At 69.0% G+C, this 25959-nt stretch carries 22 protein-coding genes; 12 read left to right on the top strand and 10 right to left on the bottom strand.

All coding sequences use genetic code 11. The annotated features are described in order from the left end of the window. Positions 1-283 precede the first annotated feature (283 nt). Positions 284-2038, top strand: coding sequence for a bifunctional metallophosphatase/5'-nucleotidase (locus ACFFJC_RS13220; RefSeq protein WP_379487949.1), 1755 nt, complete (start codon positions 284-286; stop codon positions 2036-2038). Between the two features lie 51 nt (positions 2039-2089). Here the strand turns inward: ACFFJC_RS13220 and ACFFJC_RS13215 are convergent, their stop codons facing one another. The 4 genes from ACFFJC_RS13215 to lgt are packed head-to-tail and all read right to left on the bottom strand — an operon-like array spanning position 2090 to position 5205. Continuing rightward, positions 2090-2608: a DUF2306 domain-containing protein gene (locus tag ACFFJC_RS13215; protein ID WP_379487948.1), complete on the bottom strand. Its 519-nt coding sequence runs from the start codon at positions 2606-2608 to the stop codon at positions 2090-2092. After that, positions 2605-3252, bottom strand: coding sequence for a TMEM175 family protein (locus tag ACFFJC_RS13210; RefSeq protein ID WP_379487947.1), 648 nt, complete (start codon positions 3250-3252; stop codon positions 2605-2607). The genes ACFFJC_RS13215 and ACFFJC_RS13210 overlap by 4 nt, the downstream gene beginning before the upstream one ends. After that, positions 3252-4307 (bottom strand): class I SAM-dependent methyltransferase, encoded by a 1056-nt coding sequence (locus ACFFJC_RS13205; RefSeq protein ID WP_379487946.1) that lies wholly within the window; start codon positions 4305-4307, stop codon positions 3252-3254. The genes ACFFJC_RS13210 and ACFFJC_RS13205 overlap by 1 nt, the downstream gene beginning before the upstream one ends. Before the next feature lie 4 nt (positions 4308-4311). Next, complete coding sequence (lgt, locus tag ACFFJC_RS13200) at positions 4312-5205, bottom strand: prolipoprotein diacylglyceryl transferase (RefSeq protein WP_379487945.1); 894 nt, start codon at positions 5203-5205, stop codon at positions 4312-4314. Between the two features lie 175 nt (positions 5206-5380). Between lgt and ACFFJC_RS13195 the strand changes: the two genes are divergently transcribed. From ACFFJC_RS13195 to ACFFJC_RS13185, 3 genes are all read left to right on the top strand, one after another. After that, positions 5381-8131 (top strand): [protein-PII] uridylyltransferase, encoded by a 2751-nt coding sequence (locus tag ACFFJC_RS13195; RefSeq protein ID WP_379487944.1) that lies wholly within the window; start codon positions 5381-5383, stop codon positions 8129-8131. A 112-nt stretch (positions 8132-8243) separates the two neighbouring features. After that, a complete protein-coding gene (locus ACFFJC_RS13190) occupies positions 8244-9404 on the top strand; it encodes a patatin-like phospholipase family protein (RefSeq protein ID WP_379487943.1) in 1161 nt (386 codons plus the stop codon). A gap of 43 nt (positions 9405-9447) precedes the next feature. Then, entirely contained in the window at positions 9448-10227 is a 780-nt protein-coding gene (locus tag ACFFJC_RS13185; protein ID WP_379487942.1) for a 3-hydroxybutyrate dehydrogenase, read from the top strand. On the opposite strand, the gene ACFFJC_RS13180 is transcribed toward ACFFJC_RS13185, so the two are convergent. Both ACFFJC_RS13180 and ACFFJC_RS13175 read right to left on the bottom strand, forming a co-directional pair. Then, positions 10217-10669, bottom strand: coding sequence for a nuclear transport factor 2 family protein (locus tag ACFFJC_RS13180; RefSeq protein WP_379487941.1), 453 nt, complete (start codon positions 10667-10669; stop codon positions 10217-10219). The two genes, ACFFJC_RS13185 and ACFFJC_RS13180, sit on opposite strands and share 11 nt — an antisense overlap. Further along, positions 10666-11256 carry a c-type cytochrome gene (locus ACFFJC_RS13175; RefSeq protein ID WP_379487940.1) on the bottom strand — a complete coding sequence of 197 codons (591 nt, stop codon included), beginning with the start codon at positions 11254-11256 and terminating at the stop codon, positions 10666-10668. The genes ACFFJC_RS13180 and ACFFJC_RS13175 overlap by 4 nt, the downstream gene beginning before the upstream one ends. Positions 11257-11395: 139 nt before the next feature. Here ACFFJC_RS13175 and ACFFJC_RS13170 point away from each other — a divergent pair, with 139 nt between their 5' ends. From ACFFJC_RS13170 to ACFFJC_RS13155, 4 genes are all read left to right on the top strand, one after another. Next, entirely contained in the window at positions 11396-12820 is a 1425-nt protein-coding gene (locus ACFFJC_RS13170) for an MATE family efflux transporter (RefSeq protein ID WP_379487939.1), read from the top strand. Positions 12821-12989: 169 nt separating this feature from the next. Continuing rightward, positions 12990-13277, top strand: a complete 288-nt coding sequence (gene groES, locus ACFFJC_RS13165; RefSeq protein ID WP_160984197.1) for a co-chaperone GroES — start codon at positions 12990-12992, stop codon at positions 13275-13277. A gap of 52 nt (positions 13278-13329) precedes the next feature. Continuing rightward, positions 13330-14973: a chaperonin GroEL gene (groL, locus tag ACFFJC_RS13160; RefSeq protein ID WP_379487938.1), complete on the top strand. Its 1644-nt coding sequence runs from the start codon at positions 13330-13332 to the stop codon at positions 14971-14973. A gap of 298 nt (positions 14974-15271) precedes the next feature. Then, positions 15272-16255: a serine hydrolase gene (locus ACFFJC_RS13155; protein ID WP_379487937.1), complete on the top strand. Its 984-nt coding sequence runs from the start codon at positions 15272-15274 to the stop codon at positions 16253-16255. A gap of 95 nt (positions 16256-16350) precedes the next feature. On the opposite strand, the gene ACFFJC_RS13150 is transcribed toward ACFFJC_RS13155, so the two are convergent. Continuing rightward, a complete protein-coding gene (locus ACFFJC_RS13150; RefSeq protein WP_379487936.1) occupies positions 16351-16677 on the bottom strand; it encodes a hypothetical protein in 327 nt (108 codons plus the stop codon). A gap of 206 nt (positions 16678-16883) precedes the next feature. Here ACFFJC_RS13150 and polA point away from each other — a divergent pair, with 206 nt between their 5' ends. Both polA and ACFFJC_RS13140 read left to right on the top strand, forming a co-directional pair. Then, positions 16884-19739 carry a DNA polymerase I gene (polA, locus tag ACFFJC_RS13145; RefSeq protein ID WP_379488039.1) on the top strand — a complete coding sequence of 952 codons (2856 nt, stop codon included), beginning with the start codon at positions 16884-16886 and terminating at the stop codon, positions 19737-19739. A 96-nt stretch (positions 19740-19835) separates the two neighbouring features. Continuing rightward, positions 19836-21005, top strand: coding sequence for a mechanosensitive ion channel family protein (locus ACFFJC_RS13140; RefSeq protein ID WP_379487935.1), 1170 nt, complete (start codon positions 19836-19838; stop codon positions 21003-21005). A gap of 81 nt (positions 21006-21086) precedes the next feature. Here the strand turns inward: ACFFJC_RS13140 and ACFFJC_RS13135 are convergent, their stop codons facing one another. The 3 genes from ACFFJC_RS13135 to rplJ all read right to left on the bottom strand — a co-directional run bounded on the left by ACFFJC_RS13135 (position 21087) and on the right by rplJ (position 25104). Next, positions 21087-23402, bottom strand: coding sequence for a CDC48 family AAA ATPase (locus tag ACFFJC_RS13135; protein WP_379487934.1), 2316 nt, complete (start codon positions 23400-23402; stop codon positions 21087-21089). 720 nt (positions 23403-24122) lie between these two features. Beyond that, on the bottom strand, positions 24123-24500 hold the full coding sequence (rplL, locus tag ACFFJC_RS13130) for a 50S ribosomal protein L7/L12 (protein ID WP_379487933.1): 378 nt from the start codon (positions 24498-24500) through the stop codon (positions 24123-24125). An 88-nt stretch (positions 24501-24588) separates the two neighbouring features. Then, positions 24589-25104 (bottom strand): 50S ribosomal protein L10, encoded by a 516-nt coding sequence (rplJ, locus tag ACFFJC_RS13125; protein ID WP_379487932.1) that lies wholly within the window; start codon positions 25102-25104, stop codon positions 24589-24591. A gap of 225 nt (positions 25105-25329) precedes the next feature. Between rplJ and ACFFJC_RS13120 the strand changes: the two genes are divergently transcribed. Both ACFFJC_RS13120 and ACFFJC_RS13115 read left to right on the top strand, forming a co-directional pair. Continuing rightward, positions 25330-25515: a hypothetical protein gene (locus tag ACFFJC_RS13120; RefSeq protein ID WP_379487931.1), complete on the top strand. Its 186-nt coding sequence runs from the start codon at positions 25330-25332 to the stop codon at positions 25513-25515. Positions 25516-25599: 84 nt separating this feature from the next. After that, the gene (locus tag ACFFJC_RS13115; protein WP_379487930.1) at positions 25600-25875 is read left to right on the top strand and encodes a hypothetical protein; all 276 of its coding nucleotides are present in this window, start codon (positions 25600-25602) and stop codon (positions 25873-25875) included. Positions 25876-25959 lie beyond the last annotated feature (84 nt).

The following is a 25959-nucleotide window of genomic DNA, read 5'->3' as shown; positions in this document are numbered from 1 at the left end:
AGGGGGACCACCCGCAGGGTGGTGGAGGGGCATCCTCGGTATGCGGGCCATCGCGTTGGCCCACAGCATAACATCCCGCCGATCGAGGTTACGCAAACCGCCCGTGCCCCTCCACCATGCTTCGCATGGTGCCCCTCCCCCAAGGGGGAGGAATGGCGCGGAAGCGATTGCCGGAAATGGTCGCCGCGCACTACGGTCCCCGGGGGCGCAGCGCAGCATCTTCGCCGCAACCGCGAAAAAATGGTCCTTGGTCTGTCACACCCCGGTGCGATATGGCCCGGCCATGAAAATCCGTCCGTCCGCAGCGCTTGCGCTTCTCCCGCTTCCCTTCGTCGCCGCCTGCGGGACCACTTCGGGGCTTCGCCAGGCGCCGGCCGGTGCCGCGGCGGCGCGGGTCGAGGTCGGCATCATCGCGCTCAACGACTTTCACGGCGCGCTGGAGCCGCCGCGCGCCGCCGTGGTCGCGCCGGGTCCGGGCGGCGAGGCGATTCCCGTCCCTGCGGGGGGCGCGGCCTGGCTCGCCTCGGCGGTGGATTCGGTCAAGGCGCGGCACCCCAACCACGTCGTGGTCGCGGCGGGCGACCTCACCAGCGCGTCGCAGCTCGCCTCCTCGCTCTACCTCGACGAGCCCGCTGTGGGCGTGATGAACCGCATCGGGCTGGAGTTCAACGCGGTCGGCAACCACGAGTTCGACCGCGGCTGGAAGGAGCTCCAGCGCCTCCAGAGCGGGGGCTGCGAGAAGAACACCCGGCTCGAACCCTGCCAGCTGGAGCCGTTCAAGGGCGCGGGATACCAGTACCTATCGGCCACCACCTACCGCGCGGACGGCTCCACGCTGTTCCCGGCCACCGGGCTCAAGAGCTTCGGCACGGGCAGGGAGAAGGTGACGATCGGCTTCGTCGGCCTCTCGCTGCGCAGCGTGCCCACGCTGGTCTCGCCCAACCAGCTGGCGGGGCTCACCTTCGGGGACGAGGCGCAGGCGATCAACCGGGCTATCCCGGCGCTCAAGGCGCAGGGCGCCGATGCCGTCGTGGTGCTGATCCACCAGGGTGGCAAGACCACGGCCGAGGACCCGAACTCGTGCGAGGGACTGACCGGGGACATCCGGCCGATCCTGGACCAGCTGGACCCGGGCGTCGATCTCGTCGTCTCGGGGCACACCCACTGGCAGTACGTGTGCGACTACGCCCACGGCGGCGGCTCGATCCTGCTGACCAGCGCCGGCGTCTACGGCAAGCTCGTGACCGACATCACCCTCACCATCGATCCGGCGACCCACACGGTCGTGGGCAAGAAGGCGCAGAACGTGATCGTGCAGTCGCAGCCCTACACCAGCGGGCGGGGCGACGCGCCCAACACCGCCGCCTACCCCCAGTTCCAGCCGCGGCCCGACGTCGCCAGCTACGTCGCCAAGTACGTCGGCGCCGCGAAGGACCTCATCAACCGCCCGGTCGGCCGCCTGTCCGGGGTCGCCGCCAAGCCTTCGTCCGAAGACGCCAGCGGCGGCGTGCTGGGCAACCTCGTCGCCGATGCGCAGCTCGCCGCCAGCAAGGGCGCGGGTGCGCGGATCGCCTTCACCAACCCCTTCGGCCTGCGCGCCCCGATCGACCCCGCCGCCGACGGCACCGTCACCTTCGGCCAGGTCTACGCCACCCAGCCGTTCAACAACGAGCTGGTGACGATGACGCTGACCGGCGCACAGGTCCGCGCCGTGATCGAGGAAGGGCTGAACGATGCCGGCAGCCTCCAGGCGCTCTCGCCCTCGGCCGGGTTCCGGTTCACCTACGACATGCGGCGCCCCGCCGGCAGCCGCGTGGTGTCGCTGACGCTCGACGGCCAGCCGCTGGCGCCGGCCGCGACTTACCGGGTCACCGTCGTCAACTTCCTGGCCGAGGGCGGCGATGGCTTCGCCACGTTCCGGCAAGGCGTCGATCCCGTCCGCGGGATGATCGACAGCGAAGCGCTGCAGCAGTGGCTGGCGGCGGCTCCGGTGCGCCAGGTGCCCCAGGAAGAACGCGCGGTCCGGCTGGACCGCTGAGCTGGCGCTCGATCGACCGGCGCCCGGGCCCCAAGCCCGCAGCCGGGGCGCTCAGCCGAACAGCCAATGCCCCAGCAGCCGGTCGAACGGGAAGGTGAAGAACCCGGCGATCAGCAGCGCCCCGATGACCAGGCCCCGCACGGTGCGCCGGTGGCGCTCCACCTTGTGGCGGCGGGCGGACAGCACCACCACCGGCACGGCCACGATCGTGAACGCCGAGAGCGCGTGGATCGGGCTGAACTGCCCGGGGTGGCTGGTGGTGACGAACAGGCTGTCGACCGCGGTGAGGAACATCGCCGCGCTCCAGGCATAGCCCAGCTTGCGGTGGCCGGCGGTCCCGCGCGGCTTCCACAGCAGCACCGGCGTCAGCCCCAGCGCGATCGCGATCGTCGCCAGGTGCAGCCAGATCACGCCCGGGATCTTGCCCCAGTCGGCCATGCCGCGGAACACGGCCAGGACGACGAAGGCGAGCATGACGAGCGACAGCCAGCCCAGCGCGCGCTCCAGCCGGTCGGGCGTGATCGGGCGCGGCGCCGCGGCGGCGCCGCGGCGGGCAGCGGCCGCGGTCATGCGGCGCTCCGGCGGCGGAACAGCCTGCGCCAGAGGGGGATGGTGACCATGCCGAACTGGCTCAGCGCCGGGATCACGAAAGTCAGCGCGATCGAGAGCAGCGCGGCGGCAACGACGCTGGGCGATCCGGTCTGCCCCTGGTCGGGCGAGGGGGCGGCCAGGTCCAGCTTCTCCACCCGGTACATCAGCAGCCACACCAGCAGGCCTGCCACCAGCAGGTTCAGGTTGTAGCACAAGGCGGGGACGAAGGTGTTGCGCCCCGCGGCCATGAACGCGGTCGTGAAGGGCATGAACCCGATCGACAGCAGGTAGAGCATGTTGGGCCAGATCAGCCGGACGTCGAAGCGCTTCACACGCCCGAAGATCTGGTGGTGCGAGAGCCAGAAGCGCCCGATCACCAGGAAGCTCAGCAGGAACGCAAGGAAGCTCGGAACCAGCTCGTAGAGCGCTTCCCAGTAGCGATGCGGCGGCGCGTCGTGCGGCAGGTGCGGCACCTCGATCTCGAGCACCAGCAGGGTGATGGCGATGGCGAAGACGGCATCGGAGAAGAAGACCACGCGCTCCAGCGCGAACTTGGCTCCGGCGGGCGCCTCCCCTGGCGCCACCCCGGGCACCGCCTCGGGCACCGTGGCTTGCGCGTCCATCAGAAGCCCGCCCCCTCGGGCCAGCCGTCGGCGGCCAGCCCCATGACCTTGAACAACGTCCCCATCTGCCCCTCACCGATCAAGCGATCCGTAGCGGCCCTTATGGCAGAAGATTGCTGCGGTGCAACGGCACTGAGCTGGGCGGCGCGGGTCTCGATGCCCAGCGCGCGCAGGAACGCGCCTTGCGTCACGGTGCCCAGGTGGCGCGCTCCGCCGGCGGTGGCGACCTCGGCTATCGCCGCGAAATCGACCAGGCACGTCAGGTCCGCCTCGCCCGGGCTGGCGAAGGGATCGACCTTGCGGTGCGCCCGCAAGGCCTGGAGGGTCGAGCCGGTCCGCGGCTCGGCATGGCCGTAGTCCACCAGCAGCGCCGCCCCGCCCTGGCGGGCAAGGCGGCCGGCGATCTCGTCGACCACCGCCGCCGCCCCGGGGCAGGTCTCGATGATGGTCTGCTCGGGGCTCTCGAGGAGAGGGGCCGGAACCGCCGCGTCCATCGGCCGGTCGCCGGCGACGGGCACGAAGCGCCCTTCGCGCCAGTCCACCATGCGCTCGCGCCAGCCGCCCGCCACGCGCACCAGCTGGCGCACCGGCAGCGCGTCCAGGAACTCGTTGCCGACGAGCAGGAGCGGGCCGTCTTCGGGCAGCGAGGCCATGTCGCTATGCCATCGCGCCTCGGGCGCCGCGCCGGCCTGGACCGCGCGCAGCGCCTCGGACGCCTCGACGAGGTGGACCTGCGGCGCCAGCCCCTGACGGCGCATGACCCGCAGCGCATCGCGCGCGAGCGTACCGCGGCCGGGGCCCAGCTCGACGTAGTGGACGTGCGTGGGCGCCCCGGCGCGCATCCACATGTCGGTGAGCCACAGGCCGAGCAGCTCGCCGAACATCTGGCTGATCTCGGGCGCGGTCACGAAGTCGCCGCCGCTGCCGAGCGGGTCCTTGCCGGCATAGTAGCGGGCGTTCGATTCGCCCATGTACTGCTGCAGCGTGATCGGCCCGTAGCTGGCGATCAGCCGCCGGAAGATCGCCGCCAGCGGCTCGTGGCCCTGCTCCGGCACGTGGTCAGGTGATCTCGATCGGCCGGCGCGTCGGCACCACCGGGCGGGCGAGCGCCCGGGCGACGAGGACCAGCCCCAGCAGGATCAGCGGCATCGTCAGCCACTGGCCCATCGATAGGCCGGTCGCCTGCGCGAAGTGCTGGAGCTGCTCGTCGGGCTCGCGGAAGAACTCGACCGTGAAGCGGGCCGAGGCGATGCCCGCGGTGAACACGCCAACCAGCAGGCCGGGACGATGGCGGGCGCGCGTCTTCCAGAACAGCACCAGCATGACGACGATCATCGCCAGCCCCTCCAGCCCCGCCTCGTAGAGCTGGCTGGGGTGGCGCGGCAGCGGTCCTGCGTCGGGGAAGACCATGGCCCAGGGCAGCGGCCCGGAGACCACGCGGCCCCACAACTCGCCGTTCACGAAGTTGGCGAGGCGGCCGAACAGCATGCCGAACGGCACGCAGACCGCGATGTAGTCCGCCACCCGCAGGAAATCGAGCCGGTTGCGCCACGACACCCACGCCAGCGCCAGCAGCACGCCGATCAGGCCGCCGTGGAAGCTCATGCCGCCATGCCACAGCTTCACCAGCTCGGCCGGGTGCAGCCACAGGCTCGGGATGTCGGAGCTGCCGCCGGTGTAGAAGGTGGCGTAGCCCAGGCGCCCGCCCAGGATGATGCCGATGGTGCAGTAGAAGAACAGGTCGTCGGCGTGGCGCTGCGCCATCGGCGCGCCCGGTCCCTTGATCATACGGCCGAGGTGCCAGTATCCCAGGATGATGCCCGCCAGGTAGGCGAGCGAGTAGTACCGCAGCGTGAAGAACCCCAGGTCGATGCCGTTCCGCAGGCCGAGTTCGACCCAGTAGATCGGCTGGGGCGCCTGCGTGGCGGCGGCGGCAAGCAGTGTCAGGGACAAGTCGGGGACCTCGCGTGCTTCATGTCCGGGCGGGCCTCATGGCCTTCGCCGGCGGCCTTCTGGCATAGCCCCGGGCCCGATGGTAGCGGGCAATTCGCTTGTCGCACGAATGAGCCCGGCCTGGCGCCACCTGGCCGCTTTCCCTCGCGCCCGGCAATCCCTAGATCAGAGCGCCATGAGCGTGATCCGAATCCCCGCCCCCCGTTCCGTGATCGACCGCCGCGACCTCGTCGGCCGCATCGGCGAGGTTGTCGCCGAACACGGCGCCGCCAAGGCCCGCAAGGTGATCGTCGAGATCCTGCGCGGGGCGCTGGAAACGGGGCGGGCCGAGATCGCGCGCCGGCTGATCGCGCGGCCGTCCGCCGGGCACGAGGTGGCCGAGGCGCAGGCGTTCCTGGTCGACCAGCTCCTGCGCATCATCCACGACCACGTGGTGACCAACGTCTACCCCGCCAGCAACCGCTCCAAGGGCGAGAGGCTGACGATCATGGCGGTGGGCGGCTACGGCCGCGGCGAGATGGCGCCGCATTCCGACGTCGACATCGCCTTCCTGACCCCGATCAAGCAGACGCCCTGGTGCGAGCAGGTGATCGAGGCGATGCTCTACTTCATGTGGGACCTGTCGCTGAAGGTTGGCCACTCCAGCCGCTCGCTCGACGACATGGTCCGCATGTCCAAGGCCGACCTGACGATCCGCACCGCGATGCTGGAGGGGCGCTACGTCTGGGGCGACCAGCAGCTCTTCGAGGAGGCACGCACGCGCTTCTTCAAGGACGTCGTCTCGGGCACCGAGCGCCAGTTCGTGGTCGAGAAGCTGGCCGAGCGTGACGAGCGGCACAAGCGGATGGGCGACAGCCGCTATGTCGTCGAGCCCAACGTCAAGGAGGGCAAGGGGAGCCTGCGCGATCTGCATACGCTCTACTGGATCGGCAAGTACATCCACAAGGTCCGCTCTCCGGCCGAACTGGTCGACGTGGGCCTGCTGACGCACCGCGAATACCGCGCCTTCCGCCGCGCCGAGAACTTCTTCTGGGCGGTGCGCTGCCACCTCCACACGATCACCCGCCGCGCCGAGGACCGCCTGACCTTCGACCTGCAGCGCGAAGTGGCGGCGCGGATGAACTTCTCCGACCGCCCCGGCAAGAGCGCGGTCGAGCGGTTCATGCAGATGTTCTTCCTCCAGGCGAAAGTGGTCGGCAGCCTGACCGGCGTGTTCCTGGCCCAGCTCGACGAACAGTTCGCGCGGCGCCAGCCCCGCGGCTTGCTGGCCGGCTTCCGCGCGCGCGAGCGCATGGTCAAGGGCTACAAGGTCTTCGGGGGCCGGCTCAAGGCGCCGTCGGATGACTGGTTCGCCGCCGATCCCGTGCGGATGATCGAGATCTTCGTGCTGGCCGACCGCGAAGGGCTGGAGATCCATCCGGAGACGCTGCGCCTGATCTCGCGCGACGCGGCGCTGATCCGCGACGAGGTGCGCCACGACCGCCGCGCCAACGAGCTGTTCATGGAGCTGCTGACCACCCGCAACAACCCCGAAGCCGCGCTGCGCAGCTTCAACGAGGCGGGTGTGTTCGGCCGCTTCGTCACCGAGTTCGGCCGCGTCAACGCGCAGATGCAGTTCGACATGTACCACCACTACACGGTGGACGAGCATACCATCCGCGCCATCGGTCTCGTTTCCCGGATCGAGAGAGGCGAGCTGAAGGACGACCATCCGCTCGCGCACGAGGTGATCCACAAGCTGCGCTCGCGCCGCGCACTCTATGTCGCGGTGCTGCTGCACGACATCGCCAAGGGCCGCAACGGCGACCATTCGGTGCTGGGCGCCGAGATCGCACTGAAGCTGTGCCCCCGCTTCGGGTTGGATGAGGAGGAGACCGAGCTGGTCTCGTGGCTGGTGCGGCACCACCTCCTGCTCTCCGCAACGGCGATGAAGCGCGACCTCTCGGACGGCAAGACCATCGCCGACTTCGTCGAGGTGGTGCAGTCGATCGACCGCCTGCGCCAGCTGACGGTGCTCACCGTGGTCGATATCCGCGCCGTGGGCCCGGGCACTTGGAACTCGTGGAAGCGCCAGCTCATCGCCACGCTCTACAGCGCGGCCGAGGAGCGCCTGCGCCTGGGCCATGCCGAGTTCGGCCGCGCCAAGCGGGTCGAGGCCAAGAAGGCCGCGGTCGCGGCACGGGGTGGCGACTACCCGGCGCTGGTCGAGCAGATCGGCGGCGTCATGGGGGATGCCTACTGGATCGCCGAGCCCGACGACGTGATCGCCAGGAACCTCGCCCAGCTCGTCGCCGCGGGCGAGGAGCCGCTGTCGATCTCGACCGAGTACTACCCGGCACGCGGCGCCACGCTGGTGACGGTGATCGCCTCCGACCACCCCGGCCTGTTCTATCGCATCGCCGGCGGCATCCACCTGGCGGGCGGCAACATCATCGATGCGCGCATTCACACCACCCGCACCGGACGCGCGGTCGACAACTTCCTGGTGCAGGATCCGCTCGGCCGTCCCTTCATGGAGGAGACCCAGCTCCAGCGGCTCGGCCTGTCGATCGAGAACGCGCTCGCCAACCGCATCCAGATCCTGCCCCAGCTCGTCGCCAGGCCCGACGCCCGGCCGCGCGCGGACGCCTTCGAGGTGCGCCCGCGCGTCCTGTTCGACAACAAGGGATCCAACCGCTTCACCGTGGTGGAGGTCAATTCGCGCGACCGGCCGGCGCTGCTCAACCGCCTGGCGCATGCCCTGTTCGAATCGAAGCTCATGGTCCATTCCGCCCACATCGCCACGTACGGCGAGCGCGCGGCGGACACCTTCTACGTCACCGACCTGCTGGGCGAGAAGCTGACCGCGCCGGCGCGGCTCAAGACGCTCGAGCGCCGCTTGCTCGAGGCTGCCAGCGAAGGCGCGACGGACGGGGTGGCGGCCTGATCCGCAGGCCTCCGGCGCGCCCGGGCAAGGCCTGCGGAGGACTCTTGCGGGGAACCCGGCGAGGCGCCATTTGTTGCACTGCAGCATCCCTCTCCCCGCCGCAGGATCCCACGTGAACGCTCCGCAGACCGAACCGCATTCCGTCCTCGTCCTGCAAGGGGGCGGCGCACTCGGCGCCTACCAGGCCGGGGTCTACGAGGCGCTGCACGAGGACGGCATCGCACCGCGCTGGGTGGCGGGCATCTCGATCGGCGCGATCAACGCGGCGCTGATCGCCGGCAACGCGCCCGCGGACCGCATCCCGGCGCTGCGCCGGTTCTGGCACATGGTCTCGCGCGAACTGCCCTATCGCCTCGACGAGCCGATCGGCTTCGCCCGGCGCGCCTTCAACGAGATCTCCGCGCAGTATGCCGCGACCTTCGGCGTGCCCGGCTTCTTCACGCCGCGCTTCCCCATGCCGCTGCCCGAGTGGCCCAACCGGCTCGGGCGCCTCAGCTACTACGACACCGCGCCGCTGCGCCAGACGCTGCTCGACCTCGTCGACTTCGACCGGCTCAACCGCGCCGAGATCCGGTTCAGCGTCGGAGCGGTCAACATGCTGAACGGCAACTTCGCCTACTTCGACAACACCGAGCGCACCATCGGGCCCGAGCACGTGATGGCCAGCGGCGCGCTGCCGCCGGGCTTTCCGCCGGTGGAGATCGACGGCGAATGGTACTGGGACGGCGGCCTCGTCTCCAACACGCCGCTGCAGTACGTGCTCGACAACCGCAGCTCGGAGGAGATGACCGTCTATCAGGTCGACCTGTTCTCCTCGCGCGGGATCGTGCCCGAGACGATGGCGGACATCGCCCAGCGCGAGAAGGACATTCGCTACTCCAGCCGCACCCGCCTCAACACCGACATGTCCAAGGCGCTGCAGAAGATGCGCGCGGCGGCACGCCGCCTCGCCCGCAAGCTGCCCGAGGAGCTCCGGGACGACCCCGACCTCGCCCGCCTGCTCGACTGCCAGCCGGCGGGCGCCGTGGCGGTGATGCACCTCATCAACCGCGCGCATGGCTACGAGACCAATTCGAAGGACTACGAGTTCTCGCGCATGACGGTGGACGAGCACTGGGGCTGCGGCAAGTACGACGCCGAGCACTCGCTGCGGCACCCCGATTGGGTCGGCCGCGACCTCAACCCCGACGAGATCGTCACCTTCGACCTGGCCGGCAACCGGCTGGAGCGGCCCCTTGCATCGCGGGCTACCGCTGGCATGAACCCGGAATGACGGACGAACGGGGCCGGAGCGGCCTTCGACACGGAGAACCAGCATGAAGCTCAAGGACAAGGTCTGCATCGTCACCGGCGCCGCCAGCGGCATCGGCAGGGCCATCGCCGATCGGTATGCCGGCGAAGGCGCCCGCGTGGTCATCGCCGACCTCAACCTGGACGCGGCGCAGAAGGCGGCGGACGCGATCGCCGCCGCGGGTGGCACCGCGATGGCGGTGGCGATGGACGTGACCAGCGAGGAGCAGGTCGAGGCCGGCGTCGCCAACGTCGTCGCGGCCTGGGGCACGGTCGACGTGCTGGTCTCCAACGCGGGCATCCAGATCGTCAACCCGGTGGAGAGCTTCGCCTACACCGACTGGAAGAAGATGCTGGCGATCCACCTCGACGGCGCCTTTCTGACCTCCAAGGCGGTGCTGCCGCACATGTACGCGCAAGGATCGGGCTCGGTGATCTTCATGGGCTCGGTCCATTCCAAGGAGGCCAGCCCGCTCAAGAGCGCCTACGTCACCGCCAAGCACGGCCTGCTCGGCCTCAGCCGCGTGATCGCCAAGGAAGGCGGCCGCAAGGGCGTGCGCACCAACGTCATCTGCCCCGGCTTCGTGCGCACCCCGCTGGTGGACAAGCAGATCCCCGAGCAGGCGAAGGAACTGAACATCACCGAGGAAGAGGTGGTGCAGCGCGTGATGCTCGGCCAGACCGTGGACGGGGAGTTCACCACCGTCGAGGACATCGCCGAGGTGGCGCTGTTCTTCGCCGCCTTCCCGACCAACGCGCTGACCGGCCAGTCGCTGGTCGCCAGCCACGGCTGGTTCATGGAGTGACCGCAGGGTCTCCCCGGCGCAGAACGCTCGCGGGGCTGATCCAGAGCGTGCGCGGGCGGCGGTGGGCGATCAGCCAGCCGCCGCCGTCGTGGACGAGGCGGTCGACGTAGAAGCCGTTGTGGTCGAGCCCCGCGGCGCTGGTGACCAGCCAGTAGGTGCGGGCCGTCGCCGCCTCCCGGCCGTCGAAGGCGACGCTGCAGGTGGTCAGGTGATGGCTCACGAAGCCCGGCGCCCCGCTCGCCGGCGGGGGAATCACCGAGGGCGCGCGCATCCAGTCGCGGATCGCCTCGCGCCCGGCAACCGCCCCGCCGTCGAGCGCAAGTATGCCGTCGGGCGCGTAGCAGGCGGCGTAGGCCTCCGCCTTGCGCGCGTCGCCCGCCTGGGTGCAGCGCGCCAGCAGCTGGCGGATCTCCGCCTCGGCCTGGACCTCGGCAGCGGTCACTTGAGCGTTTCGAGGTAGTCGATGATCGCCGCGCGCTTGCCCGGGTCCGACACCGGGAGCACCATCTTGGTGCCCGGCACCATCCTCGTCGGTCCCTTGAGCCAGGTGTCGAGCGAAGCGCGGTCCCAGGTGATGCCCGAGGCCTCGAGCGCGGGGCTGAAGGCGTAGCCTGGCACCTCGCCCGCCTTGGAGCCGACGATGCCGGCCAGCGTCGGCCCGATGCCGTTGCGGCCAGGCTCGGTCGCGTGGCACGAGCGGCAGATCGCGAAGGCCGGCGGCGGAGCGGCGGCCACCACGGGCTTGGGCGCTGCACTGCCCGGGGCGCCCGAGGCGGCGGCCTGGGCGGCGGCCGGGGCGAGCGCAGCCGGGGCAGGCACCTCGGACGTCGCAGTGGGGGTCGGGATCGGCGTGGCGGCGGGATCGACGCTGGCGGCCGGCTCGGGCGCAGGCGGGACCGCGGCCTCTGTACCGCCCGCCTGCGCTTGCGTCGCCGGCGCCGTGCTGGCGCTCTCCTCGGGCGCGTTGCCGCCGCAAGCCGCGAGCAGAGCGGCGAGGCCCGCCGCGAGCATGGTCGCCGTCTTCGTCATGGGCATCCTTCTCCTTGGTTGCGGACGTAATATACCGGCGCGGCCAGGAAAAGCGTCGAGGCGACGTGCAGATCCATGGACCGCCGGTGCGAAGGAAATCGCTTTCGTCGCTTGTCCCGACCGCCTATCGCCGCGCCCCATGCAGGAGAGCGCCCCCGTCCATCCCTTCCGCGCCGAACTGAGCGCCACGCTGCGGCTCGCCGGGCCGCTGGCGCTCGCCAACATGCTGCAGATGGCGGTCTTCGCGGTCGACGTGATCTTCGTCGCCCGGCTCGGGCAGGAATCGCTCGCCGCCTCCAGCCTGGCGGTCGCCATCGTCGCGGTGCTGATGATGGGCCTCAACGGCGTCACCGGCGCCGTCGCCCCGCTGATCGCGGCCGAGATCGGCCGTCGGCGCAACTCGGTGCGCGAGGTGCGCCGCTCGGCGCGCATGGCGCTGTGGCTGGCGGTGATCATCGGCGTAGCGGCGGTCGCGGTGTGCTTCACCGGCGAGGCCATCATGCTCGCGACGGGGCAGGACCCGCGCGTGGCGGAGATCTCCGGCGGCTTCATCCGCGTGCTCTCGCTCGCGCTCGTGCCCATGGCCGTCGCCAACGTGCTGCGTACCTTCGTCTCGGCGCTGGGCCGCCCGGTGTTCGCGACGATGATCACCGCGCTCGCCATTGCCGTCAACGCGCTGGGCAACTACGCGCTCGTCTTCGGCAACCTGGGGATGCCCGCGCTCGGCCTCAACGGTTCTGCGGTCGCCAGCACGATCACCGCCTGCGTCACTGTGCTCGCCTACGTCCTCGCGATCCAAAGCGACCGCGCCTTGCGCCGCTTCCACGTGTTCGGGCGCTGGTGGCGACCGGAATGGAGCCGCCTGCGGCAGATGCTCGCGCTCGGCCTGCCGATCGCCGCGACGCTCATCGCCGAGGGCGGCCTGTTCAGCGGCGCCGCCTTCCTGATGGGCCGCGTCGGCGAGGCGGAGCTGGCCGCGCATACGGTGGCGCTGCAGATCGCCGCCTTCGCCTTCCAGGTGCCCTTCGGCATCGGCCAGGCCGCGACGATCCGCGTCGGCTATCACTTCGGGGCGGCCGACAAGGCGGCGATCGGCCGCGCCGGCTGGGCCGCGATCGCCATCGGCATGGCCTTCGTGTGCCTTTCGGCGCTGGCGATGCTGGTCTTCCCGCGCACGATCCTGTCCGCGTACATCGACGTGTCGGCGCCCGCCAACGCCGGGCTCGTCGCGCTGGCGCTGCAGTACCTCTTCGTCGCCGCGGTGTTCCAGCTGACGGACGGGCTCCAGGCCATCGCCGCCGGAGTCCTGCGCGGGGTGCAGGACACACGCGTGCCGGCGGTGATCGCCATCGTCGGCTACTGGCTGGCCGGCTTTGCCACCTCGGTCGCGCTGGGCCTGTTCACCCCGCTGCGCGGCGTGGGCGTCTGGATCGGCCTTGCCGTGGGGCTGACCGTCGCGGCGGCGCTGCTGCTCGCCCGCTGGCACTGGCGGGGACGCTTCGGCCTGCTGCCGCAGGCGCCGCGGCCGGTTTCCGCACCCGTGATCCACGCCGTCATCGCCTAGTCATCCGCCGCGCGCACCATTTCGCCGCGAAGCTGAACCGCGCCTAAATTTTTCTGCCACACGCGCTTGACGGCTTTTCAGCAGCGGACCATATCCCGCCGCGTTGGCACTCTCATGGCCAGAGTGCCAACCCCAGTTTTCAGTTCGTTGGATTTGAGGGAGACACCCAATGACTTTCCGCCCGCTGCACGACCGTGTTCTCGTGCGCCGCGTCGAGGCCGAGGAAAAGACGGCCGGCGGCATCATCATCCCTGACAGCGCCAAGGAAAAGCCCGCCGAAGGCGAGATCGTCTCGGTCGGCACCGGCACCCGCGCCGAGAACGGCACCGTGACCCCGCTCGACGTCAAGGTCGGCGATCGCGTGCTGTTCGGCAAGTGGTCGGGCACCGAGGTCAAGGTCGGCGGCGAAGACCTGCTGATCATGAAGGAATCCGACATCCTGGGCGTGATCGGCTGAGCCGAACCCCGGAATCCGGAACCACACTCTGATTTACTGAAGGAATTTCGAAATGGCAGCCAAGGACGTACGCTTTTCGCGTGACGCTCGCGAGCGCATCCTCGCCGGTGTCGACACCCTCGCCAACGCCGTCAAGGTGACCCTGGGCCCCAAGGGCCGCAACGTCGTGATCGAGAAGAGCTTCGGCGCTCCCCGCATCACCAAGGACGGCGTCTCGGTCGCCAAGGAAATCGAACTCAAGGACAAGTTCGAGAACATGGGCGCGCAGATGCTGCGCGAAGTGGCCTCGAAGGCCAACGACAAGGCCGGTGACGGCACCACCACCGCGACCGTCCTCGCCCAGGCGATCGTCCGCGAGGGCATGAAGTCGGTCGCCGCCGGCACCAACCCGATGGACCTCAAGCGCGGCATCGACCTCGCGGTCACCAAGGTCGTCGAGAACCTCAAGGGCCGCTCGACCCCGGTCGCCGGTTCCTCGGAGATCGCCCAGGTCGGCATCATCTCGGCCAATGGCGACATCGAAGTCGGCCAGAAGATTGCCGAAGCGATGGAGAAGGTCGGCAAGGAAGGCGTCATCACCGTCGAGGAGGCCAAGGGTCTCGAGTTCGAGCTGGACGTCGTCGAGGGCATGCAGTTCGACCGCGGCTACCTCTCGCCCTACTTCGTGACCAACCCCGAGAAGATGACGGTCGAGCTCGACAGCCCCTACATCCTCATCCACGAGAAGAAGCTCTCGAACCTGCAGTCGCTGCTGCCGATCCTCGAGGCCGTGGTGCAGTCGGGCCGTCCGCTCCTCATCATCGCCGAGGACATCGAGGGCGAGGCGCTGGCCACGCTCGTCGTGAACAAGCTGCGCGGCGGCCTCAAGGTCGCGGCCGTCAAGGCTCCCGGCTTCGGCGACCGTCGCAAGGCCATGCTGGGCGACATCGCCACGCTGACCGCCGGCGAGATGATCTCGGAAGACCTCGGCATCAAGCTCGAGAACGTGACCGTGGGCATGCTCGGCCAGGCCAAGAAGGTCACCATCGACAAGGACAACACCACCATCGTCGACGGCGCCGGCTCGGCTGACGAGATCAAGGCTCGCGTCGAGCAGATCCGCGCCCAGATCGAAGTCACCACCAGCGACTACGACCGCGAAAAGCTCCAGGAGCGCCTCGCCAAGCTGGCGGGCGGCGTGGCCGTCATCAAGGTCGGCGGTGCGACCGAAGTCGAGGTGAAGGAGCGCAAGGACCGCGTCGACGACGCTCTCCACGCCACCCGCGCCGCGGTTGAGGAAGGCATCGTCCCCGGCGGCGGCACCGCGCTGCTCTACGCGACCAAGGCTCTCGAGGGCCTCTCGGGCGTGAACGAGGACCAGACCCGCGGCATCGACATCGTCCGCAAGGCGATCACCGCGCCGCTCAAGCAGATCGCCGAGAACGCCGGCAACGACGGCGCCGTCGTGGCGGGCAAGCTGCTCGACCAGTCGGACGAGAACCTCGGCTTCAACGCCTCGACCGACGTCTACGAGAACCTCAAGGCCGCCGGCGTCATCGACCCGACCAAGGTCGTGCGCACCGCGCTGCAGGATGCGGCTTCGGTCGCCGGCCTGCTGATCACCACCGAAGCGGCGATCAGCGAGCGTCCGGACGACAAGCCGGCGATGCCCGCCATGCCCGGCGGCATGGGCGGCATGGGTGACATGGGCTTCTAAGCAGCCCGCCATCCAGGCATTTTCGGAAAGGCCGGGGGAGCGATCCCCCGGCCTTTTCCGTGTGCGCGGCCCTTGCGCTTCTTCCGCAATTTCCGTTCATCGGAGTGAAAGGAAGCTGCGCACTTGGGGAATCACCGCAAGCCCAAGACGGTTCGTCGCTGGACTCTGGCGTTTCGTCGATCTGCCGTTAACCGTTTGGGAACATGGACGAAGCTAGGGTGTGGGCTGCATGACCGGGGCAGACCGACTGTTCGCACGGTGCCGAAAGGGCGCCGGACGCTTTCTCGCTGTGGTGACGATGATCGCTGCCGCCGCACTGCCGCACGGCGCATGGGCGGACCAGATCGATCCGCCGGGCCGCGCGACCGAGCAGGTGGTGGAAGTCCAGAACAGCTTCGATGACCTGTTCGGCACCGAACTGCGGGGCCCCCGCAAGTACGCTTCGCCGCTCGGCCAGCAGCTCGCCGCCGTGGCCAATGCCGCGCAGGGACGCATCGGCGTGGCCGCGATGGACCTGACCACCGGCCGCATGGTGGACGTGCTGGGCGACCAGCGCTTCCCGATGGCGAGCACCAGCAAGATCGCGATCGCGGCGACGTTCCTCGAAGGGGTCGACAAGGGCAAGTGGAGCCTGTCCAGCGAGTTCCCGCTGATGGTCCCGGTCGCCTCCCGCCCGTTTTCCAGCGCGGTGGCCCCCGTGCGTCCCGGTGAGTACATGACCGCCCAGCGCCTGATCGAACTGATGATCACGCGCTCCAACAATTATGCCACCGATGCCCTGCTCAAGGTCGTGGGCGGCCCCAAGGCGGTGAACGCCTGGATCGAGCGCGCGGGCGTCGACGACTGGCACATCGACCGCGACATCGCCACGCTGGTGCGCGACGACGGCGCCATCGACCCGGCCCGGGTGGTCGACAAGCGCGACAGCGCCACGCCCAAGGCCATGGTCACGCTGCTCGCCGGCATCTACCAGGGCAAGTGGCTCAGCCCCTCCAGCCGCAAGGTGCTGCTGGGCGCGATGAGCCGCTGCATCACGGGCAAGCGGCGCATCCCGGCCGGGCTGCCGGCCGGCGTGCAGGTCTCGCACAAGACCGGCTCGCTCAACAACACCTCCAGCGACGTCGGCATCATCGAGACCCCGGACGGCCGTGTCTTCGCGATCGCCATCTACGTGACCGGCCAGGGCGGCCGGCCGGGTCGCGAAGCGCGCATCGCCAGCATCGCACGCACGATCTACAACGGCTACCTCAGCGAAGGCCCCACGCGCACCGCCTCACGCTGAGCGGCTCGCGCCGGGCCGCCTCACGCTGAACCGGACCGCTCGGCACAAAAAAAGGGGGCCGCGGCCCCCTTTTTCCATTTGCCGACCCGCGTCGATCAGTTCGTGTGCGGGTTGCCGTCCGTGTGGTCGTCGAGTTCCTTGGCGACGTCGTTCGCAGCCTTCTCGGCGTCGGCGGCGATGTCGTCGGTCGTCTTCTCGGCGTCCGCAGCTGCGTCCTTGGCGGCGTCGGCGGTGTCGTTGGCGGCTTCCGAAGCCTTGTCGCCGGCGTTGCCCAGCGCGTCGCCGACGTCGGAAGCGGCAGCCTCGATGTCATTGCCGGCAGCCGAGGCCGCGGCCTCGGTGGCATCCTGGGTCTGCTCCGAGCAGGCGCCCAGCGACATGGCCGCCAGGCTGGCGGCGGCGGCGAAAACGATCTTGCGCATTGTGCTTCAATCCCTCTTCTTCTGCGAATTACCCCGTCGGCGTGGTCGCCGCGTGGGCCTCCTTGAGCGGGCCCGGAGGCCTGGGTACGGGGCCGCGTGCGGCGTAGCAAGCGCCCGGCTGAAACTCCTGCGGAGATGCACGGTTCCTGCACAGCCACAAATGACTGATGCTGACGACCGACGCCCACGCTGCTACGGGTTCGCCCATGGAGTCCAAGCAGCACCTCTACCTCGTCGACGGTTCGGCCTACATCTTCCGTGCCTATCACCGGCTGCCGCCGCTCACGAACCCGGAGGGCACGCCCGTGGGGGCCGTCTACGGCTACACGACGATGCTGTGGAAGCTGGCGGAGGACCTCAACAAGGCCGACGGGCCAACGCACCTTGCCGTCATCCTCGATGCCGGCGCGGTCTCCTTCCGCAACGACCTCTATGACCAGTACAAGGCCAATCGCCCGCCGCCGCCCGAGGATCTCGTCCCGCAGTTCCCGCTGATCCGCGACGCGACGCGCGCCTTCTCGCTGCCCTGTATCGAGGAGCAGGGATTCGAGGCGGACGACCTGATCGCCTCCTACGCGCGCGAGGCCACCCGCCGCGGCTGGGACGTCACGATCGTCTCCTCCGACAAGGACCTCATGCAGCTCGTCGGCAAGTGCGCGCAGCCCCACGACGGGGTGGAAGGCGGCTGCATCGACATGCTCGACACGATGAAGAACCAGCGCATCGACGTGCCCGAGGTGATCGAGAAGTTCGGCGTGCCGCCCGAAAAGGTGGGCGACGTGCTCGCGCTGATGGGCGATTCGGTCGACAACGTGCCGGGCGTGTTCGGCGTCGGCCCCAAGACCGCCAGCAAGCTGATCCAGGACTACGGCGACCTCGAGAGCGCGCTCGCCGCGGCGCCGGAGATGAAGAAGTCCAAGCTGCAGGAACGGCTGATCGAGCAGGCCGAGCAGGCGCGCCTGTCCAAGGTGCTGGTCACGCTCAAGGAAGATTGCTCGCTGCCGATGCCGCTCGACGCCTTCAAGCTCGAGGCCATCCCGCCCGAGCCGCTGGCCGCGTTCCTCGGCCGTCACGGGTTCACCAGCCTGCTCAAGCGCCTCGACCTGGGCACCGGCAGCCCCGAGCGGGCGACGCAGCTGCACCCCGCCAAGGCGGTCACCACGGGCACCAAGGCCCCCGAGGGCGCCGCCCGGCAGTCGCTGCCCGAATGGCCCGCGATCGACCGCAACGCCTACGCATGCGTGACCGAGGAGGCGCAGCTCGACAGCTGGATCGCCCGCGCGGCGCAGGCGCGGCTCGTCGCCATCGACACCGAGACCTCGATGCTCGACGCCATGCGCGCCGACCTGGCCGGGATCAGCCTGGCGGTCGGCCCGAACGAGGCCTGCTACATCCCGCTCGGCCACGGCGGTTCGGACATGTTCGCCGAGAAGCCGCAGCAGGTGCCCCTCGAGGAGGCGCTGCGCCGCCTCAAGCCGCTGCTGGAAAGCGACGCGGTGCTGAAGGTGGGGCAGAACATCAAGTACGACCTCAATATCCTGGCCCGCCACGGGATCGCCGTGGCCCCCATCGACGATACCATGATCGTCAGCTTCTGCCTCGATGCGGGGCGCTCGCTAGACGGGATCGGCGGCGGCCACGGCATGGACGAGCTCGCGCAGCGGCACCTCGGCCACACGACGCTGACCTTCAAGGACATCTGCGGCACCGGCAAGAAGGCGATTCCCTTCGGCGAAGTGCCGCTCGACCGCGCCACCCAGTACGCGGCCGAGGACGCGGACGTCACCTGGCGCCTCCACACCCAGCTGCGTCCGCGGCTCTCCTACGAAGGCGGAACCCGCATCTACGAGCGCGTGGACCGCCCGCTGATCCCGGTCGTGGCGCAGATGGAGCGGCACGGCGTGAAAGTCGACCGCGAACGGCTGGCGGGCCTGTCCAGCCAGTTTGCCGAAGCGATCCGCGCGCTGGAGTGCGAGATCTTCGACCTGTGCGGCCAGGAATTCACCATCGGCAGTCCCAAGCAGCTGGGGGACATCCTGTTCGACAAACTCGGCTACAAGGGCGGCCGCAAGGGCAAGAGCGGGCAGTACTCCACCGACCAGGCGATCCTGGAAGGCTTGGCCACCCAAGGCGCCGAGGTCGCCACCAAGGTGCTGGAGTGGCGCCAGCTGTCCAAGCTGCGCTCCACCTATACCGAGGCACTGCAGGCGGCGATCAACCCGGCGACCGGCCGCGTCCACACCAGCTACAGCCTGGTCGGCGCCCAGACCGGGCGGCTGTCGTCCACCGATCCGAACCTCCAGAACATCCCGATCCGGACCGAGATCGGCCGCCAGATCCGTGACTGCTTCGTGGCCGAGCCGGGGCATGTCCTGCTCGCCGCCGACTACTCGCAGATCGAGCTGCGCCTGGCGGCCCACATGGCCGACGTGCCGAGCCTCAAGGACGCCTTCGCCGCGGGCGAGGACATCCACGCGCGCACGGCGATGGAGATGTTCGGCACCGTCGATCGCGATACCCGCGGCCGCGCGAAGACGATCAACTTCGCGATCCTCTACGGCATCTCGCGCTGGGGACTCGGCGGCCGCCTCGGTGTCGGCGCCGACGAGGCGCAGGCGATGATCGACCGCTACTTCGAGCGCTTCCCGGGCATCCAGCGCTACATCCACGAAACTCTGGAGAGCGTGCGCGCCAAGGGCTATTCGGAGACCCTGTTCGGTCGCAAGACCTGGTTCCCGCGCATCAACTCCAAGAACCAGGCCGAACGCCAGGGCTCGGAGCGGGCCGCGATCAACGCGCCGATCCAGGGGACGAGCGCCGACATCATCAAGCGCGCCATGGTCCGCATGGGACCGGCCCTCGCCGATGCCGGCCTGCCTCACGTGCGCATGTTGCTCCAGGTGCACGACGAACTGGTGTTCGAACTGCCCGAGGGCGACGTCGCCGCCGCATCGCCGGTGATCGAGCGGGTCATGGCCGAGGCGGCGCTGCCGGCCGTGGCGCTGGATGTTCCGCTGGGGATCGAGATCGGTTCCGGGCCGAGCTGGGGCGCCGCGCACTAAGTGTGAGCTGCCGGCCGCCACGCTGAACACGCGACCAAAGGGCGGCACGGTGAGACACGCCGCGCAACTGCTGCGCTGCAGCATCGTTTCACGCCCATGATCGACTTCATCGAACGCCACATCACGGGCCTGCCCGACTGGGCGGAGCAGCCGGTGCTCGCGATCCTGGCCGCGGTGCTCGGCATCGTCATCGCGCTGCTCGTCCACGGCGCGCTGTTCCGCGTGCTGAACCGCGTGGCGCATCGCAGCACCAGCGAGGCGGACGATCTTGTCGTCAGCCGTCTCTACCGGCCCACCCGCTGGGCCTTCGTCGCGATGGGCGTGGTGCTGGCCGCGCGCGAAACCGAGGCGCTGGAATCGGTGTGGGAGCGCTTCGCGCCGTTCGTCATGCCGCTGCTGATCGGCTGGGTCGCGATCGCCATCCTGCATGCCTTCGTCGAAGCGATGATCGTGCGCGCCGACATCACCGTCGAGAACAACCGCAACGCGCGCCGCCGCCGCACCAGGCTGTCCATCTTCAGCCGCATCGGCACGTTCCTGATCGTGTTCCTGACGGTTGCCGGCATGCTCGCCTCGATCCCCGGCGTGCGCGAGATCGGCGTCACGCTGATGGCCTCGGCCGGTCTTGCCGCGCTGGCGGTGGGCGCCGCGGCGCAGCCCGCGCTCAAGGCGCTGATCGCCGGCTTCCAGATGGCGATCACCGAGCCGATCAGCATCGACGACGTCGTCATCCTCGACGGCGAATGGGGCCGCATCGAGGACATCCGCACGACCTACGTGGTCGTGCGCCTGTGGGACGACCGGCGGCTGGTGGTGCCCTCCAGCCGCTTCCTGGAGGACACCTTCCAGAACTGGACCAAGACCACCTCGCAGCTACTGGGCACCGTGTTCCTCTACCTCGACCACGCCGTCGACATCGCGCCGATACGCGAGGAGTACACGCGCCAGATCACCGCCCATCGCCTGTGGGACAAGCGCGCGCAGATCCTGCAGGTGACGGACTGCCGCGACCAGACGCTGGAGGTGCGCCTCCTGATGAGCGCCCGGGACGGGCCCACCCTGTTCGACCTGCGCTGCGAGATCCGCGAAGGCATGATGGAATGGATCCGCCGCGAGATGCCGGAAGCGCTCGCCCGCCAGCGCGTGCTTCCGACCGCGCCGATCGAACTCGCCGCCACGCCGTCGATGATGGAGGCGTTCGCCGGGGGGAAGGGCCTGCCGGACGTCCCCGACGGCAAGGCCGCCTCGGGGCACCAGACCCACTGAACGGGCCGCCGGGCCGATGCCCGCGTGGAGAGGCCGGGCGGCGGATTGCCGCCCGGCCTCTCGTCACGCCACCATCCCGTGTCAGCCGCCGTGCTTGCGCTCGCGGGTGCTTTCCACCATGCCAGGGGCGATGAAGCCGATGGGGGAGATTTCCATCGCGCGCTTCTTGAGCTCGCCCTTCATCCGCTCGTACTCCGCCTCCATGTCCTCGGTCACGGTAGCGCGGCTGTCCTCGAGTGCGTCCTCGAAGTCCTCGCGCGTGACCGCGGCGACGTCGGCTCCGCGCTTGCGGATGGCGATGAGGCCGGCGCGGCGCACGACATCTTCCAGGTCGGCGCCGGTGAAGCGTTCGGTGCGATCGGCGATGCTGCTGAGCGAGACGTCCTCGGCCAGCGGCATTTTGGCCGTGTGGATGCCCAGGATGTGCTCGCGGCCGGCGGCATCGGGCGTGCCCACGTAGACCAGTTCGTCGAAGCGGCCGGGGCGCAGGAGCGCGGGATCGACCAGCGCCGGCCGGTTGGTGGCACCGACGAGGACGACCGACTGCAGTTCCTCCATCCCGTCCATCTCGGCCAGAATCGTATTCACCACGCGCGCGGTGACCTGCGGCTCGCCCATCGACCCGCCCATGCCGCGCGCGGGCACCAGGCTGTCGATCTCGTCGATGAAGATGACGCAGGGCGCGACCTGGCGGGCGCGGGCGAACAGGCGGGCGATCTGCTGCTCGCTCTCGCCGTACCACTTGCTGAGGAGGTCGGACGACTTGATCGAGATGAAGTTCGCCTCGGCCTCCTTCGCCACGGCCTTGGCGAGCAGGGTCTTGCCGGTGCCGGGCGGGCCGTAGAGCAGGAAGCCCTTGGCCGGCCGGATGCCCAGCTTGTGGAACGCCTCGGGGGTCTTGAGCGGCAGCTCGATGCCTTCCTTGAGCTTCATCTGCGCCTCGTCGAGGCCGCCGATGTCGCTCCAGCCGATGTTCGGGACCTGCACCATGACCTCGCGCATGGCGGAGGGCTGGACGCGCTTGAGGGCCGCAAGGAAGTCCTCGCGGATCACCTGGAGGTTGTCGAGCACCTCGGCGGGGATGGTCCGCGCCTCCAGGTCGAGCTTGGGCATGATCCGGCGCACCGCCTCGATCGCCGCCTCGCGGGCGAGAGCCGCGAGGTCGGCGCCCACGAAGCCGTGGGTGGTGCGGGCCAGCTCGCGCAAGTCCACCTTGTCGCCCAGCGGCATGCCGCGGGTGTGGATGCCCAGGATCTCGCGGCGCCCGCTTTCGTCCGGCACGCCGATGACGATCTCGCGGTCGAAGCGGCCGGGCCGACGCAGCGCCTCGTCGATGGCATCGGGCCGGTTGGTGGCGGCGATGACGACGACATGCGCGCGGCTGTTGAGGCCGTCCATCAGCGTGAGCAGCTGGGCGACGAGGCGCTTTTCCGCCTCGCCGTGGACCTGGCTGCGCTTGGGCGCGATCGAGTCGATCTCGTCGATGAAGACGATGGCCGGGGCGGACTTGGTCGCCTCCTCGAACACCTCGCGCAGGTGCTTCTCGCTCTCGCCATAGCCCGAGCCCATGATCTCGGGCCCGTTGATCGAGAAGAAGCTGGCCTCGCTCTCGTTGGCGACGGCTTGCGCCAGGCGGGTCTTGCCGGTTCCCGGCGGGCCGTGGAGCAGCACGCCCTTGGGCGGCGCCACGCCGAGGCGGGTGAACAGCTCGGGATAGCGCAGCGGCAGTTCCACCATCTCGCGCAGCTGGCGGATGGTGTCGCCCATCCCGCCGACGTCGTCGTAGTTGACGTCGCCGCGGGCGTCGTGCGCCTCCTCGAAGGTCTCGCGCAGTTCCACCTCGGTGTTCTCGTCGATGTGGACGATGCCGCGCGGTGTGGTGGAGACGACGTTGAGGCGGATCTGCGTCAGGGCGTAGGCCGGCGCGTTGAACATGCGGCGCAGCTGCGGCGGGATGTCCGCGACCTGCTGCTGGCCGGTGGTGGCGACGAGATCGCCCTGCACCATCGGACGGCCGAAGAAGTTGCGCTTGAGCGCTGCCGAGGGCCCTTGCAGGCGCATGTCCTTCTGCGCCGGCGCGAAGACGACGCGCTGGGCGGCGCGGGACTCGGCCTTGCGCACCACCACATGGTCGCCCGAACCGACCTCGGCGTTGCCGCGCTGGAGCCCGTCGAGGCGGATCACCTGCAGGCTTTCGTCCTCGTCGTAGGCGAGCACGGCGCGCGCGACGGTCACGGCCTTGCCGGTGATCTCCAGCACGTCGCCTTCCATCGCGCCGATCTCGGACAGGGCGGCGCGCGAGAGGCGGGCGATGCCCTGGCCGCTCTCTTCCTGACGGGCGGCCGCGACCTGCAGCCTGACCGTGCGCTCGTCTGTCCTGGTGTCCGTATCCGCCATTGCGCTTCCCTTCTTCGATCCCGGTGCCGATGATCGAGCCGGAGGACGGCGGCGCGATCGGACGGCGAAGGTGGAGCTAGGTATCGCCGCCCTGGATTTCAAACCGGCCGCGAGAGGCGGCATGGGGCGAACCCGCGCCGGGGTTCGGGGTTCCCGTCGCGGCCGCGGGCGTGCTGCATGTTGGCAGGAAGCGGGTGCCGAAACGGAAGGCTCCGCGGATTACCCGGACAAGAAAAAAAGGCCCGATCGAAACCGACCGGGCCGTGGAAGTTTTGGGAGAGGATGCCTGAAAGGCACTGTCTGTATGCTCCGAACCGCGCTTTTGTGCAAGTGCGAAATCGTTCCAGCGGTTGCATAGGACGCACGTTTAGTTGCATAATCCTGCATGTTATCGCTAGGCGAACAGCAGGAATGGCAGAAACGCTAGGATCGGCATACGCGTACAGGACCCTCTGGCCGCGGCGACCGAAGCTTGGGAAGCGCCGCCACGGCGATGGCTGCAAACGCTTGCCTGCTGCGCCGCGCCATTTACTTGCCTGGGTGAGCATCCGGGGGGCAGCGACTCGCTGCGCGGCCCAGATGCCCGGTCCAACCCGCCAAGAGTCCGTCATGACGGTCTCGCAATGATTCAACCGCTCCGCGATCCGGGTCCCACGCGAAAAGGGCGGCCCCTTGCGGAGCCGCCCTTCCCTGATCTGTCCGGCAGAACCGGAAAGAAGATTACTTGAGCTCGACGGTGCCGCCGGCTTCCTCGATCTTCTTCTTGATGTCTTCGGCTTCCGCCTTGTTGACACCTTCCTTGACGGCCTTCGGAGCGCCTTCGACGAGAGCCTTGGCTTCAGCGAGGCCCAGGCCGGTGATGGCGCGGACTTCCTTGATGACCTGGATCTTCTTGCCACCGTCGCCGGTGAGGATCACGTCGAATTCGGTCTTCTCTTCGGCGGCCGGAGCGTCGCCACCAGCGCCGGCGGGCGCGGCAACGGCGACAGCGGCGGCGGCGGAAACGCCCCACGCCTCTTCGAGGGCCTTGGCGAGGTCAGCCGCCTCGAGGACGGTCAGCTGCGACAGTTCTTCAACAAGCTTGGCGATATCGGCCATGTTACTTCACTCCTGATCTGTGGTCCGGGGCCGCCTCATGCGAACCGCCGGAATAAATCGTTAGAAACGCAATGCTTTCGCTTGCGGCTCAGGCAGCGTCCTTTTCGGCGTAGGCAGCGAAGACGCGCGCCAGCTTGGCCGCCGGAGCGGTCGAGAGCTGGGCGATCTTGGTCGCCGGAGCCTGGACGAGGCCGATGAGCTTGGCGCGCAGTTCGTCGAGCGAGGGCATCGAGGCCAGAGCCTTGACGCCTTCGGGGGTCAGAACCTGCGAGCCCATCGCGCCGCCGACGATCTCGATCTTGTCGGTCGTCTTGGCGAAGTCGACGACGGCCTTGGCGGCTGCGACGGGGTCCACCGAAGTGGCGATGGCCGTCGGGCCGGTCAGGAAGTCGCCGATACCGACGTAGTCGGTGTCCGCGATGGCAAGCTTGGCAAGACGGTTCTTCGCAACCTTGTAGGTCGCGCCCGCATCACGCATCTTTCCGCGCAGGGCGGTGGACTGGGCCACCGTCATGCCGAGGTTGCGGGTGATGACCACCGCGCCGGCCTCGGAGAAGACCGCGTTGAGCTGGGCGACCGATTCGGCTTTCTGCGAACGATCCATGCCTTACTCCTTCACAATGGCCGCGAAAGGCGAACCCCTCGCAGCCGGCTACGTAGTCCAGGGCGCGCGAGGCGCCCCGGGCGAGTCCGTTCGAAGGGGAAGGAGTCCTCGTGCCGAAGCACGAGCATGGCACCACGCTCGAAAGAGCGGCAGGGCCGGGAGATATCCTGTTCCCCGTCTAGGCTGCGAATTAAGAGGGGAACCCTCAGCAGCGGTCTCGGACGGATGAACGACGGAGAATCACCCCGCCGGTCGGAGCGGGCCAATGGCCGAGAAGGGCGGGAAAGTCAAGCGGAGCGCCATTCCACCCGGCTACGGGCGATCACCGCCACGATCGCCACCACCGCCATCGCCGGCAACGCCGCTTCCCCCTATCGCTCCCGTCGCGACAACAACCGCCGCGGTGCCTAGGGCGCGTGGACAAATTCAGACAGTCCGGTCACGCCCCTTAGCGGACATGTTGCGTTGAGGCGATCCACATGGCACGCTTGCGTTATGACGGATATTTCAGCGACAGGCGTTTTCGTATGTCTTGCGGCTTCAACGCTGTTTGCAAGGTTCTTGCCGCGTGGGTCGTTGGCACAGCGCATAGTGCCGTTGATGCTTGTTGTTCCTGCCGGTTTCTTTGCGTTTCGCAGCATCGAGATGTCAATTCCGTCTTCATGGAACACGGCGATTATGACCCTCGCTCTTCTGACGATAGGTATCGACGGACTTCTCAAGCTTAGAGGTTCGGATCGGGGCTTCGAGCGCACTAATTCCGTTCGCTGACCCTCAGCAACATCGGCAACTAGCCACCCGTTGCTGCCATTTAGCAGACGTCGAATTTGTCCACGCCGCCTAGCACGACGCGGC

The sequence above is a fragment of the Novosphingobium soli genome, assembly GCF_042432915.1.
Lineage (GTDB): Bacteria > Pseudomonadota > Alphaproteobacteria > Sphingomonadales > Sphingomonadaceae > Novosphingobium > Novosphingobium soli.
Note: the sequence above shows the minus strand (reverse complement) of the source record. Positions and strands in the feature narration are given on the sequence as shown.

What these genes read in the sequence shown, in the direction of transcription:
- ACFFJC_RS13220 (WP_379487949.1), top strand. Translation starts at nt 284, where the DNA reads ATGAAAATCCGTCCGTCCGCAGCGCTTGCGCTTCTCCCGCTTCCCTTC.
- ACFFJC_RS13215 (WP_379487948.1), bottom strand. Translation starts at nt 2,608, where the DNA reads ATGACCGCGGCCGCTGCCCGCCGCGGCGCCGCCGCGGCGCCGCGCCCG.
- ACFFJC_RS13210 (WP_379487947.1), bottom strand. Translation starts at nt 3,252, where the DNA reads ATGGACGCGCAAGCCACGGTGCCCGAGGCGGTGCCCGGGGTGGCGCCA.
- ACFFJC_RS13195 (WP_379487944.1), top strand. Translation starts at nt 5,381, where the DNA reads ATGAGCGTGATCCGAATCCCCGCCCCCCGTTCCGTGATCGACCGCCGC.
- ACFFJC_RS13185 (WP_379487942.1), top strand. Translation starts at nt 9,448, where the DNA reads ATGAAGCTCAAGGACAAGGTCTGCATCGTCACCGGCGCCGCCAGCGGC.
- ACFFJC_RS13175 (WP_379487940.1), bottom strand. Translation starts at nt 11,256, where the DNA reads ATGACGAAGACGGCGACCATGCTCGCGGCGGGCCTCGCCGCTCTGCTC.
- ACFFJC_RS13170 (WP_379487939.1), top strand. Translation starts at nt 11,396, where the DNA reads ATGCAGGAGAGCGCCCCCGTCCATCCCTTCCGCGCCGAACTGAGCGCC.
- groES (WP_160984197.1), top strand. Translation starts at nt 12,990, where the DNA reads ATGACTTTCCGCCCGCTGCACGACCGTGTTCTCGTGCGCCGCGTCGAG.
- groL (WP_379487938.1), top strand. Translation starts at nt 13,330, where the DNA reads ATGGCAGCCAAGGACGTACGCTTTTCGCGTGACGCTCGCGAGCGCATC.
- ACFFJC_RS13155 (WP_379487937.1), top strand. Translation starts at nt 15,272, where the DNA reads ATGATCGCTGCCGCCGCACTGCCGCACGGCGCATGGGCGGACCAGATC.
- ACFFJC_RS13150 (WP_379487936.1), bottom strand. Translation starts at nt 16,677, where the DNA reads ATGCGCAAGATCGTTTTCGCCGCCGCCGCCAGCCTGGCGGCCATGTCG.
- polA (WP_379488039.1), top strand. Translation starts at nt 16,884, where the DNA reads ATGGAGTCCAAGCAGCACCTCTACCTCGTCGACGGTTCGGCCTACATC.
- ACFFJC_RS13140 (WP_379487935.1), top strand. Translation starts at nt 19,836, where the DNA reads ATGATCGACTTCATCGAACGCCACATCACGGGCCTGCCCGACTGGGCG.
- ACFFJC_RS13135 (WP_379487934.1), bottom strand. Translation starts at nt 23,402, where the DNA reads ATGGCGGATACGGACACCAGGACAGACGAGCGCACGGTCAGGCTGCAG.
- rplL (WP_379487933.1), bottom strand. Translation starts at nt 24,500, where the DNA reads ATGGCCGATATCGCCAAGCTTGTTGAAGAACTGTCGCAGCTGACCGTC.
- rplJ (WP_379487932.1), bottom strand. Translation starts at nt 25,104, where the DNA reads ATGGATCGTTCGCAGAAAGCCGAATCGGTCGCCCAGCTCAACGCGGTC.
- ACFFJC_RS13120 (WP_379487931.1), top strand. Translation starts at nt 25,330, where the DNA reads ATGAACGACGGAGAATCACCCCGCCGGTCGGAGCGGGCCAATGGCCGA.
- ACFFJC_RS13115 (WP_379487930.1), top strand. Translation starts at nt 25,600, where the DNA reads ATGACGGATATTTCAGCGACAGGCGTTTTCGTATGTCTTGCGGCTTCA.